Annotated in this window: 12 protein-coding genes; 6 read left to right on the top strand and 6 right to left on the bottom strand. The window is 71.0% G+C overall.

Annotated features, from left to right (window positions below; all coding sequences use genetic code 11):
* The first annotated feature begins 4 nt into the window (after window positions 1-4).
* The 3 genes from fdhD to ABT147_RS38155 all read left to right on the top strand — a co-directional run bounded on the left by fdhD (window position 5) and on the right by ABT147_RS38155 (window position 4,494).
* On the top strand, window positions 5-880 hold the full coding sequence (fdhD, locus tag ABT147_RS38165) for a formate dehydrogenase accessory sulfurtransferase FdhD (RefSeq protein WP_351415112.1): 876 nt from the start codon (window positions 5-7) through the stop codon (window positions 878-880).
* 457 nt (window positions 881-1,337) lie between these two features.
* Entirely contained in the window at window positions 1,338-3,245 is a 1,908-nt protein-coding gene (locus tag ABT147_RS38160; RefSeq protein ID WP_351415109.1) for an exo-alpha-sialidase, read from the top strand.
* Between the two features lie 10 nt (window positions 3,246-3,255).
* On the top strand, window positions 3,256-4,494 hold the full coding sequence (locus ABT147_RS38155) for a DUF5005 domain-containing protein (protein WP_351415107.1): 1,239 nt from the start codon (window positions 3,256-3,258) through the stop codon (window positions 4,492-4,494).
* On the opposite strand, the gene ABT147_RS38150 is transcribed toward ABT147_RS38155, so the two are convergent.
* Window positions 4,433-5,476: a bile acid:sodium symporter family protein gene (locus ABT147_RS38150; RefSeq protein WP_351415104.1), complete on the bottom strand. Its 1,044-nt coding sequence runs from the start codon at window positions 5,474-5,476 to the stop codon at window positions 4,433-4,435. The genes ABT147_RS38155 and ABT147_RS38150 overlap by 62 nt on opposite strands.
* Before the next feature lie 141 nt (window positions 5,477-5,617).
* Here ABT147_RS38150 and ABT147_RS38145 point away from each other — a divergent pair, with 141 nt between their 5' ends.
* Together ABT147_RS38145 and ABT147_RS38140 are read left to right on the top strand one after the other, a co-directional pair.
* Window positions 5,618-6,493: a LysR substrate-binding domain-containing protein gene (locus tag ABT147_RS38145; RefSeq protein ID WP_351415102.1), complete on the top strand. Its 876-nt coding sequence runs from the start codon at window positions 5,618-5,620 to the stop codon at window positions 6,491-6,493.
* Window positions 6,494-6,797: 304 nt separating this feature from the next.
* Window positions 6,798-8,624: an AMP-dependent synthetase/ligase gene (locus ABT147_RS38140; RefSeq protein ID WP_351415099.1), complete on the top strand. Its 1,827-nt coding sequence runs from the start codon at window positions 6,798-6,800 to the stop codon at window positions 8,622-8,624.
* Window positions 8,625-8,655: 31 nt separating this feature from the next.
* Here ABT147_RS38140 and ABT147_RS38135 read toward each other — a convergent pair whose 3' ends face one another.
* A complete protein-coding gene (locus ABT147_RS38135; RefSeq protein ID WP_351415097.1) occupies window positions 8,656-9,438 on the bottom strand; it encodes a Tat pathway signal sequence domain protein in 783 nt (260 codons plus the stop codon).
* A 243-nt stretch (window positions 9,439-9,681) separates the two neighbouring features.
* Here ABT147_RS38135 and ABT147_RS38130 point away from each other — a divergent pair, with 243 nt between their 5' ends.
* Window positions 9,682-10,518 (top strand): aldo/keto reductase, encoded by an 837-nt coding sequence (locus tag ABT147_RS38130; RefSeq protein WP_351415095.1) that lies wholly within the window; start codon window positions 9,682-9,684, stop codon window positions 10,516-10,518.
* Window positions 10,519-10,642: 124 nt separating this feature from the next.
* Here ABT147_RS38130 and ABT147_RS38125 read toward each other — a convergent pair whose 3' ends face one another.
* The 4 genes from ABT147_RS38125 to ABT147_RS38110 form a co-directional block, all read right to left on the bottom strand.
* A complete protein-coding gene (locus ABT147_RS38125) occupies window positions 10,643-11,344 on the bottom strand; it encodes an SDR family oxidoreductase (protein WP_351415093.1) in 702 nt (233 codons plus the stop codon).
* Between the two features lie 139 nt (window positions 11,345-11,483).
* Window positions 11,484-12,428 carry a class I SAM-dependent methyltransferase gene (locus tag ABT147_RS38120; protein WP_351415091.1) on the bottom strand — a complete coding sequence of 315 codons (945 nt, stop codon included), beginning with the start codon at window positions 12,426-12,428 and terminating at the stop codon, window positions 11,484-11,486.
* 115 nt (window positions 12,429-12,543) lie between these two features.
* Window positions 12,544-13,143 (bottom strand): dihydrofolate reductase family protein, encoded by a 600-nt coding sequence (locus ABT147_RS38115; protein WP_351415088.1) that lies wholly within the window; start codon window positions 13,141-13,143, stop codon window positions 12,544-12,546.
* Between the two features lie 176 nt (window positions 13,144-13,319).
* Window positions 13,320-15,026 (bottom strand): glycoside hydrolase family 6 protein, encoded by a 1,707-nt coding sequence (locus ABT147_RS38110; RefSeq protein ID WP_351415085.1) that lies wholly within the window; start codon window positions 15,024-15,026, stop codon window positions 13,320-13,322.
* Window positions 15,027-15,159 lie beyond the last annotated feature (133 nt).

Genomic DNA, 15,159 nt, shown 5'->3' with positions numbered 1-15,159 from the left:
CGACATGGGACGAGTCACGGAACGACGCAAGGTGATCCGCATCCGGGACGGCGCGGTCTCCACGCGGCCGGACACGCTCGTCGCCGAGGAACCGATGGAGATCCGGCTGAACGGCAAGCCGCTCGCGATCACCATGCGCACGCCGGGCGACGACTTCGCGCTGGCGGCCGGGTTCCTGGTCAGCGAGGGGGTGCTCGCCGAGCGGTCGGATCTGCAGAACATCGTCTACTGCGCGGGCGCGACGGCGGAGGGGTCGAACACGTACAACGTGGTGGACGTGCGGACCGCGCCGGGGGTGGAGATCCCGGACATCACCCTCGAACGCAACGTCTACACGACCTCATCCTGCGGGCTGTGCGGCAAGGCGTCCCTGGACGCCGTCCGTACGACCGCCCGCTGGGCCGTCGACGACACGCACGGCGGCGACGCTCCCCCGGTCCGGCTCGACCCCGCGTTCCTCGCGAGCCTCCCCGACCGGCTCCGCGCGGCCCAGCGGGTCTTCGACCGGACCGGGGGTCTGCACGCGGCGGCCCTGTTCGGCGAGGACGGCGAGCTGCTGGACGTACGGGAGGACGTGGGCCGGCACAACGCGGTGGACAAGCTGGTGGGGCGGGCCCTGCAGAACGGGTCGCTGCCGTTGTCCCGGGCGGTGCTGCTGGTGTCGGGGCGGGCCTCGTTCGAACTGGCGCAGAAGGCGGTGATGGCGGGGATCCCGGTGCTGGCGGCGGTGTCGGCGCCGTCGTCCCTGGCGGTCGACCTGGCGGCGGAGACCGGGCTGACGCTGGTGGGGTTCCTTCGGGGGGCCTCCATGAACGTGTACGCGGGTGAACACCGGATCGCTCTGCGGGCCGCTGCGGCGGTCGATCAGGGGCAGGGCTGAGCCGGCGCCCCGCGTCCACGACGGCGGGGCCCCATCGGCGGGGAGCGCCCCCTGCGCCGCGGGGCTCCGCCGGTTGACCGCCGGGTACGTGCCGTTGGTCCAGCGGTGCGTTGCCGGGTGCGGGTGCGTCGTGGCTGGTCGCGCAGTTCCCTGCGCCCCTGAAAAGGCGGGGCTGCGCCCCTGCATTTCAACGGCCCGCAGGGGCCGTTGCCTTTAGGGGCGCGGGGAACTGCGCGAGAAGCCCCACCGGAGCCGCAGCCGCCGACGAACCGAACCCCCCGACCCGTCCCGCGCCCCCAATCTGACCGATCGTCACCTCGTCGTACGACACGCCCAGTCACGACCGGCGCACGGTTCTTGTGAGCCCCATGAACCCCCAAGTAGCGTCTGTGGCCGCACGTGGGACATAGGACGTCCTATGTCCCATCGCCTAGACGGATGAAGGGCTGGCCGCACCGTGCCGTCGAGTCTTCACGCACGTCTCAGATCCCCCCTCACCTCCCCCCTCGTCGCGATGGTCACCACCACCGCCCTCCTCGCCCTCCCCCACCCCGCCGGGGCCGAGCCCCGACACGCGCCCGGCGTCGCCGAGTTCGAGCAGCAGATCGTGTTCAAGGCCTCGCAGGACCCCGGCTACGCCTGCTTCCGGATCCCGGCGATCGTCCGGACCACCGAGGGCACCCTGCTGGCCTTCGCCGAGGGCCGGGTGCTGAACTGCGGGGACGCGGCCGACATAGACCTCGTGGTCAAGCGGTCCACGGACGGCGGCCGCACCTGGGGCCCGCTGCGGGTGGTCAACGAGGGCGGGGGCGACACCCACGGCAACCCCGCGCCGGTCGTCGACCGCGAGACCGGCCGGATCGTGCTGGCGGAGACGTACAACACGGGCCGCCTGGACAGCGCCAGCTGCGACGTCCCCTGTGACCGGACCCCGCACCTGCAGTACAGCGACGACGACGGGCTGACCTGGTCCGAGCCGCGCAGCCTCGTCGACCAGATCCGTCCGGCCGGCTGGAACTCGTGGTACGCCACCGGACCCGTGCACGGCATCCAGCTCGACCGGGGCCGGCACGCGGGCCGGCTCGTCCTCGGGGTCAACGCCGAGAGCTGGGCGGACGGCCGGGTCACCGCCAACCACGCGGCACTCGTGACCAGCGACGACGGCGGGGCGAACTGGAAAGTCGGCGCCACGGACACCTGGCCGATCGCGGCCGACGGCACGTTCCGTCAGAAGCCCTCGGAGCTGACCCTCACCGAGCGCGCGGACGGCACGGTGCTCGTCAGCGGGCGCGAGCAGGACGGCACCGGCCTGGGCCATCGCAGCCAGACGGTCAGCCGGGACGGCGGCACCACCTTCGCCGAACCGTTCCGGGCGCTCCCGGACCTGTACACACCGCAGGTGCAGGGTTCCGTCCTGCGCCTGGGCGGCCGGACGCTGCTGTCCGCTCCGGCCGACCCCGACCGCCGCCGGACGATGGCGGTGCGCTCCTCGTACGACGGCGGACGCACCTGGGAGAGCGTCGACCGGGGCACGGTCGTCACCACGGACTGGTCGGGCTACTCGGACCTGGTCCGGATCGACGCCGGCGAGGGCGGCAACGACGTCGTCGGGCTGCTGTACGAGGGCGGCGCGGTCGACGCCCGGGACGAGATCCGCTTCGCCCGGTTCACGGAGGACTGGCTCCAGCCGCGCCGGGGCGCCGACCCGACGACTCTCGACAGGGCGCCCGGCGGCAGACGGGCGGCCGTGCTCGGTGGCGCCCTGCCGACGGACGGCAGATTCGGCGGCGCGATCGAGTTCGACGGCGCCGACGACGCCGTACGGCTGCCGTACCGGCCTCAACTCCCGCTCGGCACCAAGGACTTCACCGCATCGCTCTGGTTCCGCTACGAGGCGACCACCGGGGAGCAGCCGATGCTGTGGATGGGCGGGGTCGGGACGACGCAGCCGCAGGTGTGGCTGCGCGGGGAACCGGCGGCCGGGCGGCTGACCGGGCTGATCACCGTGCGGGACGGGGCCTCGGCGCCCCGGACCACGTCGGTGCGGTCCACGGGCGCGTACAACGACGGGCAGTGGCATCAGCTCGTGCTGCGGCGCGGCGGCGGACAGCTCACGCTCTTCGTGGACGGCACCGCGTTCAGCACCGCCGACATCCCCGGATCGGTCAGCCGCAACTCGCCGTTCGGGGTGCACATCGGTCAACGGGTCGACAGCCGGGTCCACTTCATGGGGGCGATCGACGAAGTACGGGTCCGGGACCGGGCGTTGACGGACGCGGAGGTGGCCGGACTCGCCACGCAGGACGCCGAGACGACGGGCACGATCCTGTGGCTGCCCATGGACCGGGTGGACGGAGGCAACTAACGTCCCTTCCGTGCCCGACGACGCGGGAGCACGACAGCGGACGGGGGCCGGACCGGTACTGATCCTCGCACTGGTCCTGGCCCTCGCCGCCGTGCTGCTCACCGCCCTCCCGGACGACGACCGGGAGGGCGGCGGCGCGTGCACGGCCCGTACGGTCCGGGACTGGGACCCGGACGCCTCCCTGACCGGCGAGTTCACCCGGTACGGCGACGACGCGACCCGCACGGACGACTGGACCGGCGGCGACGGCACCCACTCGGTGCGGCTCCCGGACGGGCGGGTCCTGTGGCTGTTCTCGGACACCTACCTCGGCCAGGTGCACCCCCCGCCCAATCCGGCCGGCGAGTCCGTGGCCTGGCGGGACGTCGCGACGCCCCTGGTGCGCAACTCGGCCGTGGTGATGTCCCCCTCGGGCCGCCTCGAAGCCACGCTCCCGGCGCCGGTCTTCCCCGACCCGGCCCCGCAGCAGTGGCGCTGGCCGGTGGCCGCCCGGGTCGAGCCCCGCTCCCCTGGCTCCGCCGAGAAGGTCGTCCGGGTGCTCCTGTGGACCCGTACGACGGGACAGTCGCCGTGGATCTACGGGGTGCCCACCTCGACCGAGGTCGCCACACTGTCGCTGCCCGAACTGCGGCTGGAGGGGATCACGACGGTGCTGGACCAGGGGTCGGTCGCCGATCCGGCCCGGCGGGTGCTGTTCGGGACGACGGCCGTGGACGCGGGCGAGTGGACCTACGTCTTCGGCGGCACCGACGCCCAGGCCGCCTCCCGGCCGACCTCGCACGCGTACGTCGCCCGGGTGCCGCGCGGCCGGCTCGGGGAGCCGGGGGCGTGGGAGTACTGGGACGGCTCGCGGTGGGCGGTGCGGGGGCGGCCGGCGGCGGTGCTCGGGAACGGGGCGGACAAGGGGGTGGGCAGCGCGTTCACGGTCGTGAGGGACGGGCGTACGTATGTGCTGTTCACCATGGCCGCCGGGACGGCCGGGCTGACGACCGTGACCGCGTACTGGGCCTGCTCCCCCACCGGGCCCTGGCACGGGCCCACCAAGGGGTTCGGTCCCCCGCTCCCGAACGCCGGCGTCGCGGCGTACAACCCGCAGGCGCACGAGGCGGTCGGCGGCGACGGGCGGCTGGTGCTCAGCTACGACGTCAACTGGCTGGACGCCGACGCGGCGGCGGCGCAGCTGAACATCACACGGAACGTGTCCCTGTACCGACCGCGGTTCGTATCGCTTCGTCTGACTGCTCCGTGACCGCCGACTCCTCCACCGGGTCCTTGGCGCGGCGTTTGGCGATGACCGCGCAGACCATCAGCTGCATCTGGTGGAACAGCATCAGCGGCAGCACGGCGAGGGAGGCCTCGGGGCCGAAGAGGACGCTCGCCATGGGCAGTCCGGAGGCGAGGGACTTCTTGGAGCCGGCGAACTGGATGGCGATCCGGTCCGCCCGGCCGAAGCGGAGGGCCTTGGCGCCGTACCAGGTGAGCAGCAGCATCACCGCGAGCAGGACGGCCTCGACGACGAGGAGTCCGCCGAGCCGCAGCGGGCTGACCTGGCTCCAGATCCCGCGCACCATGCCCTCGCTGAACGCTACATAGACGACCAGGAGGATCGAGCCGCGGTCGACCAGGCCGAGGATCCGCTTGTGCCGGGTGACGAAGCCGCCGATCCAGCGGCGGGCGAGCTGCCCGGCGACGAACGGCACCAGCAACTGGAGCGCGATCTTCAGCAGCGAGTCGGCGGAGAACCCGCCGGCGCTGCCGCCGAGCAGGACCGCCGCGAGCAGCGGGGTGATCACGATGCCCGCGAGGGAGGAGAAGGAGCCCGCGCAGATCGCGGCGGGCACATTGCCCCGGGCCATCGAGGTGAAGGCGATCGACGACTGGATGGTCGACGGGACGAGGGTGAGGAAGAGCACCCCGGTGTAGAGGGAGTGGTTCAGGAACACCGGTTCGAGGCCGCGGGCCGCCAGGCCCAGCAGCGGGAAGACGACGAAGGTGCAGGCCAGGACGGTGACATGGAGCCGCCAGTGCTTGAGGCCGTCGAGGGCCTCGCGGGTGGAGAGCCGGGCGCCGTAGAGGAAGAAGAGGAAGGCGATCGCGGCCGTGGACGCGCCCGACGCGACCTCGGCGGCCGTACCTCGTGCCGGAAGGAGCGCCGCGACGCCCACGGTCCCGAGCAACAGCAGGATGTACGGGTCGACCGGCAGCCGGCTCGGCCACTTCAGGCGTTTCACGGTGCTCCACGTGCTTTCGATGAGGGTGCGTACGGAGCCCGGAAGGCCCCGCTCCATCGTCCTCCTCGGACCCTTGATCGGGAATCCGTCATACCGCTCTGACTGTCATCGCGTTCCCCGATAACCGCTAGGGTGGTGGTCGTGTACGACCCCTCCCACTTGCGGACCTTCCTGGCCGTGTCCCAGACGCTGAGCTTCACCCAGGCAGCCCGGCGGCTGGGGCTGCGTCAGTCCACGGTCAGCCAGCATGTGCGCCGTCTGGAGGACGCGGCCGGGCGGCAGCTGTTCTCGCGGGACACGCACTCCGTGGAGCTGACGGAGGACGGCGAGGCGATGCTCGGCTTCGCCCGGCGACTGCTGGAGGTGCACGAGCAGGCGACTGCGTTCTTCACCGGGACCCGGCTGCGCGGGCGGCTGCGCTTCGGCGCGTCGGAGGACTTCGTGCTCACCCGGCTCCCGGAGATCCTGGAGGCCTTCCGGCACGACCACCCCGAGGTGGACCTGGAGCTGACCGTCGAGCTGTCGGGCACGCTGCACGAGCAGCTCGGGGCGGGCAAGCTCGATCTGGTGCTGGCGAAACGGCGCCCGGAGGACCCGCGCGGCGAACCCGTCTGGACGGACACCCTGGTGTGGATCGGCGCGGAACGGCTCCGCCTCGACCCCGACCGCCCCGTCCCGCTGATCGTCTATCCACCACCGGGCATCACCCGCGCCCTGGCCCTGGAGTCCCTGGAGCGCGCGGGCCGCTCCTGGCGCATCGCCTGCACCAGCGGCAGCCTCAACGGGCTGATCGCCGCCGCCCGCGCGGGACTCGGCGTGATGGCGCATTCCCGTCGCCTGGTGCCCCCCGGTCTGGTCCGCGTCCCGGAGCGGGCCGGGCTGCCGGAGCTGGGCGAGGTCGACTTCGTCCTCGTCCACGGCCGCCGCCCCGGGGCCGCGTCGAGCGCGGCGGACGCGCTCGCGGCGGCCATCCTCTCCGGCGGCGACCGTCTCCACGGGCGCGCCCGAGGGGTGTGACGGCGGACCGCCGGCCCCCTCGACGGCACCTGGCGCGGCAGACATGAGCGGTGTTCGCGTTCCCCCAGGCCAGACCGTGTTCACGAGGGCGCGCACCGTAATCGGAGCGTGCGGGTTCGGTGGAGATTGAACTTCCGGAACTCACGGCGGCGTCAGAAATTACGTCGGAGACCTCCCCATCTGCGTATGTTTTTCGGCGCCCACTCGCACCACCCCTCCCAATGCGCCCCCTCCACAACCCTCCCGCCCGTTCTCGCGGTGAGGTAGCTTTCACGCGCTGTGCGGAGCGCCACGAGGAGCGGGTTTGCGCGAGTTCACCAACCCCCCGTTGGCGTCGGCGCCGCCGGTGGGCGGCTTGGCCGACGTCGTCTTCGAGCACGCCCAGGAGGACCCGGCCCACATCGCGCTCGGCCGCAAGGACGAGCGGGGCGAGTGGCGCGATGTGACCTCCGCGGAGTTCCGCGACGAGGTCCTCGCACTGGCGAAGGGGCTGCTGGCGCAGGGCATCCGGTTCGGCGACCGGGTCGCCATCATGTGCCGTACGCGCTACGAGTGGACCCTCTTCGACTACGCCCTGTGGACCGTCGGCGCCCAGGTCGTCCCCGTCTACCCGACCTCCTCCGCCGAGCAGGTCTTCTGGATGCTGTACGACTCCCAGTGCACGGCCGCCATGGTCGAGCACGAGGACCACGCGATGACCATCGCCACCGTCATCGACCGGCTGCCCCAGCTGCGCCGGCTCTGGCAGCTGGACGTGGGCGCGGTGCAGGAGCTGTACGAGTCGGGCGCGCACCTCGACGACGAGGTGGTGCACCGGCACCGGCTCGCGGTCACGCCCGAGTCGATCGCGACGATCATCTACACCTCCGGTACGACGGGCCGCCCCAAGGGCTGTGTCATCTCGCACGCCAACTTCATGATCGAGGCGGACACGGTCATCGAGCGCTGGGCTCCGCTGTTCAAGTCCCGCAAGGGCGACGAGGCGGCGACGCTGCTGTTCCTGCCGCTCGCCCATGTCTTCGGGCGGATGGTGCAGGTCGCGGGCATCCGCAGGAGGGTCAAGTTCGGTCATCAGCCGCAGCTCAACGCGGCCGTCCTGCTGCCCGACCTCGCCGCTTTCAAGCCGACGTTCTTCCTCGCCGTGCCGTACATCTTCGAGAAGGTCTTCAACGCGAGCCGCCGCAAGGCCGAACGCGAGGGGAAGTCCGGCCCGTTCGAGAAGGCCGTCGAGGTGGCCGTGAAGTACGCGGACGCGATGGAGGCGCGGGCCTGGGACATCGGGCCCGGCCCGTCGGCGGGGCTGCGGATGCAGCACCAGTTCTTCGACAAGGTCGTCTACGGCAAGATCCGGGAGGCCATGGGCGGCCGGATCAAGTACGCGATGTCCGGCGGCTCCGCGATGGACCGGCGGCTCGGCCTGTTCTTCGCGGGCGCGGGCGTCCATATCTTCGAGGGCTACGGGCTGACGGAGTGTACGGCGGCCGCGACCGCCAACCCGCCGGAGCGCACCCGGTACGGCACGGTCGGCCAGGCCATCCCGGGCATGACCGTGCACATCGCGGACGACGGCGAGATCTGGCTGCGCGGCCCCAATGTCTTCCAGGGCTATCTGAACAACCCCAAGGCCACCGACGAGACCCTGCACGACGGCTGGCTGGCCACCGGTGACCTGGGCTCCCTCGACGAGGACGGCTATCTCACCATCACCGGGCGCAAGAAGGAGATCCTGGTGACCTCGGGCGGCAAGAGCGTCTCGCCCGCGATCCTGGAGGAGCGGGTCCGCGACCATCCGCTGGTCGCCCAGTGCATCGTCGTCGGCAACGACCGTCCGTACATCGCCGCCCTGGTCACCCTGGACTCGGAGGCGGTCGAGCACTGGCTCCAGATGCACGGCAAGGCGCGGCTGTCACCGGCGGAGCTGGTGCGCGATCCGGAGCTGGAGACCGAGGTACGGCGGGCGGTGGTCGCCGCCAACACCCTGGTCTCGCAGGCCGAGTCGATCCGTACGTTCCGGATCCTCGCGCACCAGTTCACCGAGGAGCACGGGCTGTTGACGCCTTCGCTGAAGCTGAAGCGGAAGGCGATCGAGAAGGCGTACGAGACCGAGGTGGAGGCGCTGTACCGGGCGTGAGCCCTCCGGTGCGACTGAACTCCCCTCCCGGTCAGACCAGTTGGTACCCCTTCATGTTCCGCAGCAGCAGATGGCAGTTCTGCAGCGAACCCGAAGTGTCGCCCAGGGAACGGTAAATGCCCCACTTGGGGCGCAGCCGGTCGGCGAGGAAGGTGTCGATGCCGGTGCGGGAGACATCGATGAGGGTGGTCGAGCCCTTCTTCAGGATCCAGCGCACCGAACCGGCCGAGCCGTTGCCGACCTTGACCTGGAAGTCGACATCGACCCAGGAGTCGTGCAGCGGCGCCAGATCGGTGCGACCGATCAGGATGTTGTCGATCGGCAGCTTCAGTTCGATGGTCTGCGCCCCGTTCACCCGGCGCAGGGACTGCACGACGAGCGGGGAGGTGCCCGCGCCGGGCTGCTTCATCTGCATGATGTGCGTGAAGCTGGTGGTGGCCTTCAGCGAGGCCGGGATGTACATCCCGTAGGTGACCCGCCAGGTCTGCCCCTCGGTCCAGCGCAGGAAGCCGCTGCTCGTGCGCAGCCCGGTGACCTCGTGGCGCTGGCGGTCGGTGGAGGTGTCCCGGTCGACGGTGTGCATGTCGAACCGCCAGGTGTCGCCGGTGGCGCGGATGTGCGGCGAGGCGGAGGTGTGCGAGTCGGCGCGGTCGTCCTCCAGGGTCTCGAAGGCGCGCAGCCCGTCGGCGCTCGCCGACGGGGACCACTTCAACTGCCAGGAGGCGGCGTGCGCGGCGGGGGCCGGCAGCCCGACGGCGGCCGCTGCGGCGCCGCCGAGCGCGGCGCCGAGGAGGTTCCTTCGTGTGGGGGTCATGAGCCATCCATTCACGTATGTGACTATGATTCACCGACGTGCGTTACGGCAGGGACAGACTCCTCGCGTGACCCTGTCCGGTCAATGGTCCAGACCGATACTCTGGGACCGCCGGATCCATTTCCGGCCAATCTGCGATCCGGGCTGTGATTCGGGTCGCGGGCGGCCCGCTCAGGAATGCATGACGGGCCGTGATCGTTGACGATGGGAAGCACCAACCGACGACTTAAGGATCGAGAGCTCGTGAGCAGCAAGGTCCCCCCGATCATCCTGAACAACGGCGTCGAGATGCCCCAGCTGGGCTTCGGCGTGTGGCAGGTGCCGGACGACGAGGCCGAGCAGGCGGTCACCACCGCGCTGGAGGCCGGCTACCGCAGCATCGACACGGCCGCGATCTACGGCAACGAAGAGGGCACCGGCAAGGCCATCGCCAAGGCCGGCGTCGCCCGCAAGGACCTCTTCGTCACCACCAAGCTCTGGAACTCCGACCAGGGCTACGACTCCACCCTGCGCGCCTTCGACGAGTCCCTGGACAAGCTCGGCCTGGAGTACGTGGACCTGTATCTGATCCACTGGCCGCTGCCGGCCCGGGGCACGTTCGTCGACACGTTCAAGGCGTTCGAGAAGCTCTACGCGGACGGCCGCGCCAAGGCCATCGGTGTCTCCAACTTCCTTCCGGAGCACCTGGAGACGCTGATCGAGGCCACGGACGTCATCCCGGCGGTCAACCAGATCGAGCTGCACCCGCACCTCCAGCAGCTCGCGGCCCGTGAGTACCACGCGGAGCAGGGCATCGCCACCGAGGCCTGGTCGCCGCTCGGCCAGGGCAAGGGGCTCCTGGAGGTCCCGGCGGTCATCGCGATCGCGCAGAAGCACGGCCGCACCCCGGCCCAGGTCGTGCTGCGCTGGCACCTCCAGCTGGGCAATGTGGTCATCCCCAAGTCCGTGACCCCGTCCCGGATCAAGGAGAACATCGAGGTCTTCGACTTCTCCCTGGACACCGAGGACATCGCCGCGATCAGCGCGCTGAACGAGGACCGGCGCATCGGCCCGGACCCGGCGACGTTCAACCAGGCCTGAGGCCCGGCCCACGGCCGGCGCCCCCACGCCGGGAGCGCGAGCACACCGAGAAGACGGAGACCGCCCGACGGATGACGTTCCGTCGGGCGGTCTCATGCGTTCGGTGGCCGACCCCCGGCCGGGCTCAGACCGGCTGACCGATCGGCCGTACGACCACGGTGTTGATGTCGACCCCGGCCGGCTGGCGGATCGCCCAGACCACGGAGTCGGCGATCTGGTCGGCGGTGAGGAGATGGCCGGGCGGCAGGCTGCCGTAGGCGTCCCAGAACGGGGTCTCCACCCGGCCGGGCGCGATCAGGGTCACGCCGACGCCCCACTCGGTGACCTGCCGCCGGGTGTTCTCGGCGAGCCCGGTGACGGCCCACTTCGTCGCCCCGTAGATGTTGCCGGGGCCGTGGACGAAGCCGGCGACGCTGCCGACCAGCATGATCCGCCCCCGGGTCTCCTTGAGGGCGTCGATGGCGGCCCGGATGAGCAGGGCCGGGCCCAGCACATTGGTCAGCACCATGTCCGTCCACCCGGCCGGGTCCCCCTCGGCGACGGTGTCGTGCGTGGCGAACCCGGCGTTGGCGAGGACGGTGTCGATCCGCCCGAACTCCTTCAGCGTGGCGTCCACCGCCGCCTGTACGTCCGGGTACTCGGCCGCGTCGCCCGGCAGGGTCAACAGCCCCTCCGGATCGCCGAGTTCGGCGGCGAACGCACGCAACCGCTCGGCCCTGCGCCCGGTCACGGCCACCCGGTGGCCGAGGTCGAGCAGCTGCCGGGCGACGGCGGCTCCGATACCACTGGCGCCGCCGGTGATGAGCGCGACTGGAGCGTCGGTCATGGTTCTCCCCCTCTGTTTCCGGCCGGCCGACTGGACTCCGGCCGACGCCCGGAGTCCATCACTTGAAGCGCTCTCGAAGTCAAGTGCGGCCTAGGCGTGGCGACTTCGGCGGTCAGACCTCAGCCGGCGCCCCGGAATGTCACCGCCTCGCCACATGCACGGTGTGGGCCGCGAGGACGAAGAGGTCCGTGCGGTGGTGCAGGCCCGCCTTGTCGTCGGGGTCGAGGAGCCGGTCGACGGTCGCGAGGTCGGAGGCGTCGAGGAAGTCCGCGAGCATGCCCCGGCCGCGCTGGAACTGGCTCACGGCGTAGGCACGGGCCGCCTCCGGGACCGGGGCCGGGAGGTCCAGCAGAAAGGTGCGGGAGGTGGCGTCGCGCAGGCCCACGGCGGTGAGCAGCCCCGGCCAGTCCTCGACCTCCGGGACGCTGCCGGGCTGCGCGGCCCGCATCTCGCTGAACCACCGGTCCTCCGCCGCGTCCAGCCGGGACTGGAGCCCGGGGCGCCCGATGCCGATGTCCCGCGGCAGGAAGCGGCTGGGCAGTCCGCCCTCGACGAGGGCCAGCACACCGTCGGGGGCGAGGCGTTCGGCGAAGGCGGCGAGCGCGGCGCGCTGGTCGCCGAGGTGGTGCAGGCTGCGGCTGGCCCACATCAGGTCGGCGGGGTACTCCAAGTCGCCCAGACCGTCCGGCAGTTCGGCCTCCAGAGTGCCGAACCGGTCGGCGAGTCCCTGGCGTTCGGCACGGGCGCGGGCCCGCTCCAACAGGGGCCCGGAGCCGTCCAGGGCGACGACCCGGGCGCCGGGGAAGGTGTCGGCGAGCTGACAGCTCACGATCCCCGGGCCGCTGCCGACGTCGACGACCAGTCCCGGCTCGGGCTGCCAGGTGGCGACCCAGGCGGCGGCCCGCCGGTTCAGCGGCGCGAACAACTCCGCCTGCGCCTCCAGATAATCGGCCACCTCGGCCCAGTCGAGGTCGCTGTGGTCGTGACGACCGTGACCGTGGCCGTGACCACGCTCGTGACCGTGACCATGCTCGTGGCCGCCGCCCTGTCCGTGCCGGCACTGGCCGTGGTGTTGCTGTCCCATGACGGTGAGCCTCTCTTCCGGGTGCCGTCAGCTTGCTCCGACGCACCGGAGAACGGCCACCCTTCTTGCTGTATCGGCAAATCCATCGTGCCGATTCAGCCCTCTCTCCCGCCCCTCAGTCCTTCTCGGCCGCCCGGCGGTAGACGCATACGTTCACGCCCGTACCGCTGGTGGTCGTGGAGATCAGCTCCAGGGTGTGCTTGGCGCCGTCGCCGGGGAAGATGGTCTTCCCTCCGCCGAGGACGACCGGCATGACGATCAGGATCAGCTCGTCGGCGAGGCCCTCCTGGAGGAGGGTGCGGGCGAGGGTCGGGCTGCCCATGACGAGCAGGTCGCCACCGTCGGTCTCGCGGAGCTTGCGGAGGTGCGCGATCGCCTCCTCCCCCGGGATACGCGTGGAGTTCTCCCAGGTCAGCTCGGCGTCGGTGAGCGTCGCGGACACGACGTACTTGCGGATGGAGTTCATCCGGTCGGCGAAGGGGTCGCCCGCCCGGTCGGGCCAGGCCCCGGCCATCGCCTTCCAGGTGCGGCGGCCGTACAGCAGCGCGTCGGCCTTCTCCAGCGCGGCGTCCCAGGCGCCGCCCACGACCTCCGGGTCGAAGAACGGGTGCGTCCAGCCGCCGTGGGCGAACCCGCCGTCGGTGTCCTCGTCGGGACCGCCGGGCGCCTGCACGACACCGTCCAGGCTCATGAACTCGCAGATCACGATGCGCATGGGGTTCTCTTTCCTCTTGCCGTCACGGGCTTACGGCGATGAAGACCGCCGCGTCGCCCGGAACTCATCGCACCCGCCCACCTCCGCCATCGTGACGTGGCCCACACGGACATGCCACCGGTCCGCCAGGGATCGGGGAAACGAAGACCCTGACGGACCGGCCTGACCGAGCGTGCTCAGAGCGCGGGGTACGCGTTCTGCATCAGCTGCTGGAACTGGGCGGAGAACCAGTGCCCGGAGATCGGCGCGTTCGCCAGGGCGCCGGACATGTTGTTGTTGTTACGCGGGTTGCCCGTATACGTCGGGTCGCACATGCGGTCGAAGCCCTTGCCCTCGTTGTTCGGGATGGCGGAGCTGGACCCGTCGGACTCACCCGGCGGCTTCATCCACACATAGGCGTCGATCCCGGCTTCGGGGGCGGCCTTCGGACGCTCGCCGAGGCCGGCCCCGGACTGGTTGCACCAGTTGCCCGTGTTGAGGCGACGGTCGTAGCGGCCCCCGTCGACGTAGGTGTCCACGCTGGTCGTGGCGCCGGGACCGGTGGGCCGGGCGCTGCCGCCCCAGCCGTTCCTGGAGGTGTCGATCAGCATGCCGATGTTCGAGTTGAAGCCGACCGAGACGAGCTGGTTGCGGAAGGCCTGGGCGAAGGACAGCTCGTCGACATAGCGGTTCCAGTCGACCCACTTCGACTCGCGGACCGACTTGCCGGCCACGGAGTCGTTGATGGAGAAGTTGTTCTCCTTGAGGGCGCTGTAGTTCGCCGTGTTGGTGATGAAGCCGTGGACGTCGTTGACCGTGGCGCCCTCGGCGGTCGCCGCCTCCTTGAAGGTGGTGGCGGAGGCGCCGAAGTTGTCGTCCCAGCCGATCCAGCCGTGGTGGCCGGCGTCCACGTAGTTGTAGACGTTGCCCACGTCACCGAGCTTGTTGAGCGCGTAGCCGACGCCCTTGACGTAGTTGCCGTTGGCCTTCATGACATCGCACTGGGGGGTGGCCGTCGGGCGGCTGCCGGTGTTGGTGACGAGGTTCGGCAGCGAGTCGATCTCGACGGTCGTGACGATCCGCAGGCCGGCGTACTTCGCGTCGGCGAGGATGGCCGCGATCGGGTCGATGTACTCGGTCTTGTAGCGGCCGATCTCCGTCGGGCCCAGCTCGCCGTTGGAGGCGAGGGCCGCGCAGTCACGGCCGGGCAGGTTGTAGATCACCAGCTGGATGGCCAGTTCGCCGGAGCCCTTCTGGCGCAGCGCCTCGTCGAGGTGGTCGCGCAGGCCCATGCCGCTGCCCACGCCCTCGATGGCGGCGATCCGGTCCAGCCAGACACCCGTGGGCTGGTTGGAGATCCGGCTGCCGCCGGGCTCGGCGGCGGCCTTCGCGGACCACTCCGGGTTCACGTACACCTTGGCGCCGGCGTACGGGTTGTCCACCTTCGTGCCGGGTCCGGGCGGGTTGGTGGGGCCACCGCCGCCGTCGTCGACGTTGCAGGTCACACCGTCGAGGGTGAAGGTCGTCGGGAGGGCGTTGGTGCCGCTGTAGGAGGCCTGGAAGCCGAAGCTGACCGAAGCACCCGTCGCCAGCGTGCCGTTGTACGTCTCGTTGGCGGCGGTGACCGTGCTGCCGCTCTGGGTGATCCGGGAGTTCCAGCCGTTGGTGACCGTCTGGTTGCCCGCGTACGACCACTTCACGGCCCACGAGGACTTCGCGGCGCTGTTGTTGGTGATCGTGACGGCGGTGGTGAAGCCGGTGGACCACTGGTTCTGCACCTTGTAGTCGACCGTGCAGGGGATCGCCTGGGCGCCGACGTCGTCCGGTACGGCGGCCATGGCGGTCCCCGCGGCACCGGCGACCAGCGCCAACGCCGCGAGGAGTGCTGTTCTGGTACGGCTCATGAGTGCGGGTTCCTCTTCCGTAGTGGGGTGTACGAGGAGGAGTCGTCGCGCTGTCGCCGAGGCGAGTAAAAGACCTGAACGCCGGGGGTGTTCTCTGAGCGTCCCTCGCAGCTCGGACACGTCTGGGAAGAAC

This window comes from Streptomyces sp. NPDC001868 (assembly GCF_040297125.1).
Lineage (GTDB): Bacteria > Actinomycetota > Actinomycetes > Streptomycetales > Streptomycetaceae > Streptomyces.
The sequence above is the reverse complement of the archived record's forward strand: the minus strand, read 5'-3'. Positions and strand labels throughout refer to the sequence as shown.

Excerpts from the sequence above, each read along its gene's own strand:
- ABT147_RS38120 (WP_351415091.1), bottom strand. The coding sequence starts at position 12,428 with ATGGGACAGCAACACCACGGCCAGTGCCGGCACGGACAGGGCGGCGGC.
- fdhD (WP_351415112.1), top strand. The coding sequence starts at position 5 with ATGGGACGAGTCACGGAACGACGCAAGGTGATCCGCATCCGGGACGGC.
- ABT147_RS38115 (WP_351415088.1), bottom strand. The coding sequence starts at position 13,143 with ATGCGCATCGTGATCTGCGAGTTCATGAGCCTGGACGGTGTCGTGCAG.
- ABT147_RS38125 (WP_351415093.1), bottom strand. The coding sequence starts at position 11,344 with ATGACCGACGCTCCAGTCGCGCTCATCACCGGCGGCGCCAGTGGTATC.
- ABT147_RS38110 (WP_351415085.1), bottom strand. The coding sequence starts at position 15,026 with ATGAGCCGTACCAGAACAGCACTCCTCGCGGCGTTGGCGCTGGTCGCC.
- ABT147_RS38135 (WP_351415097.1), bottom strand. The coding sequence starts at position 9,438 with ATGACCCCCACACGAAGGAACCTCCTCGGCGCCGCGCTCGGCGGCGCC.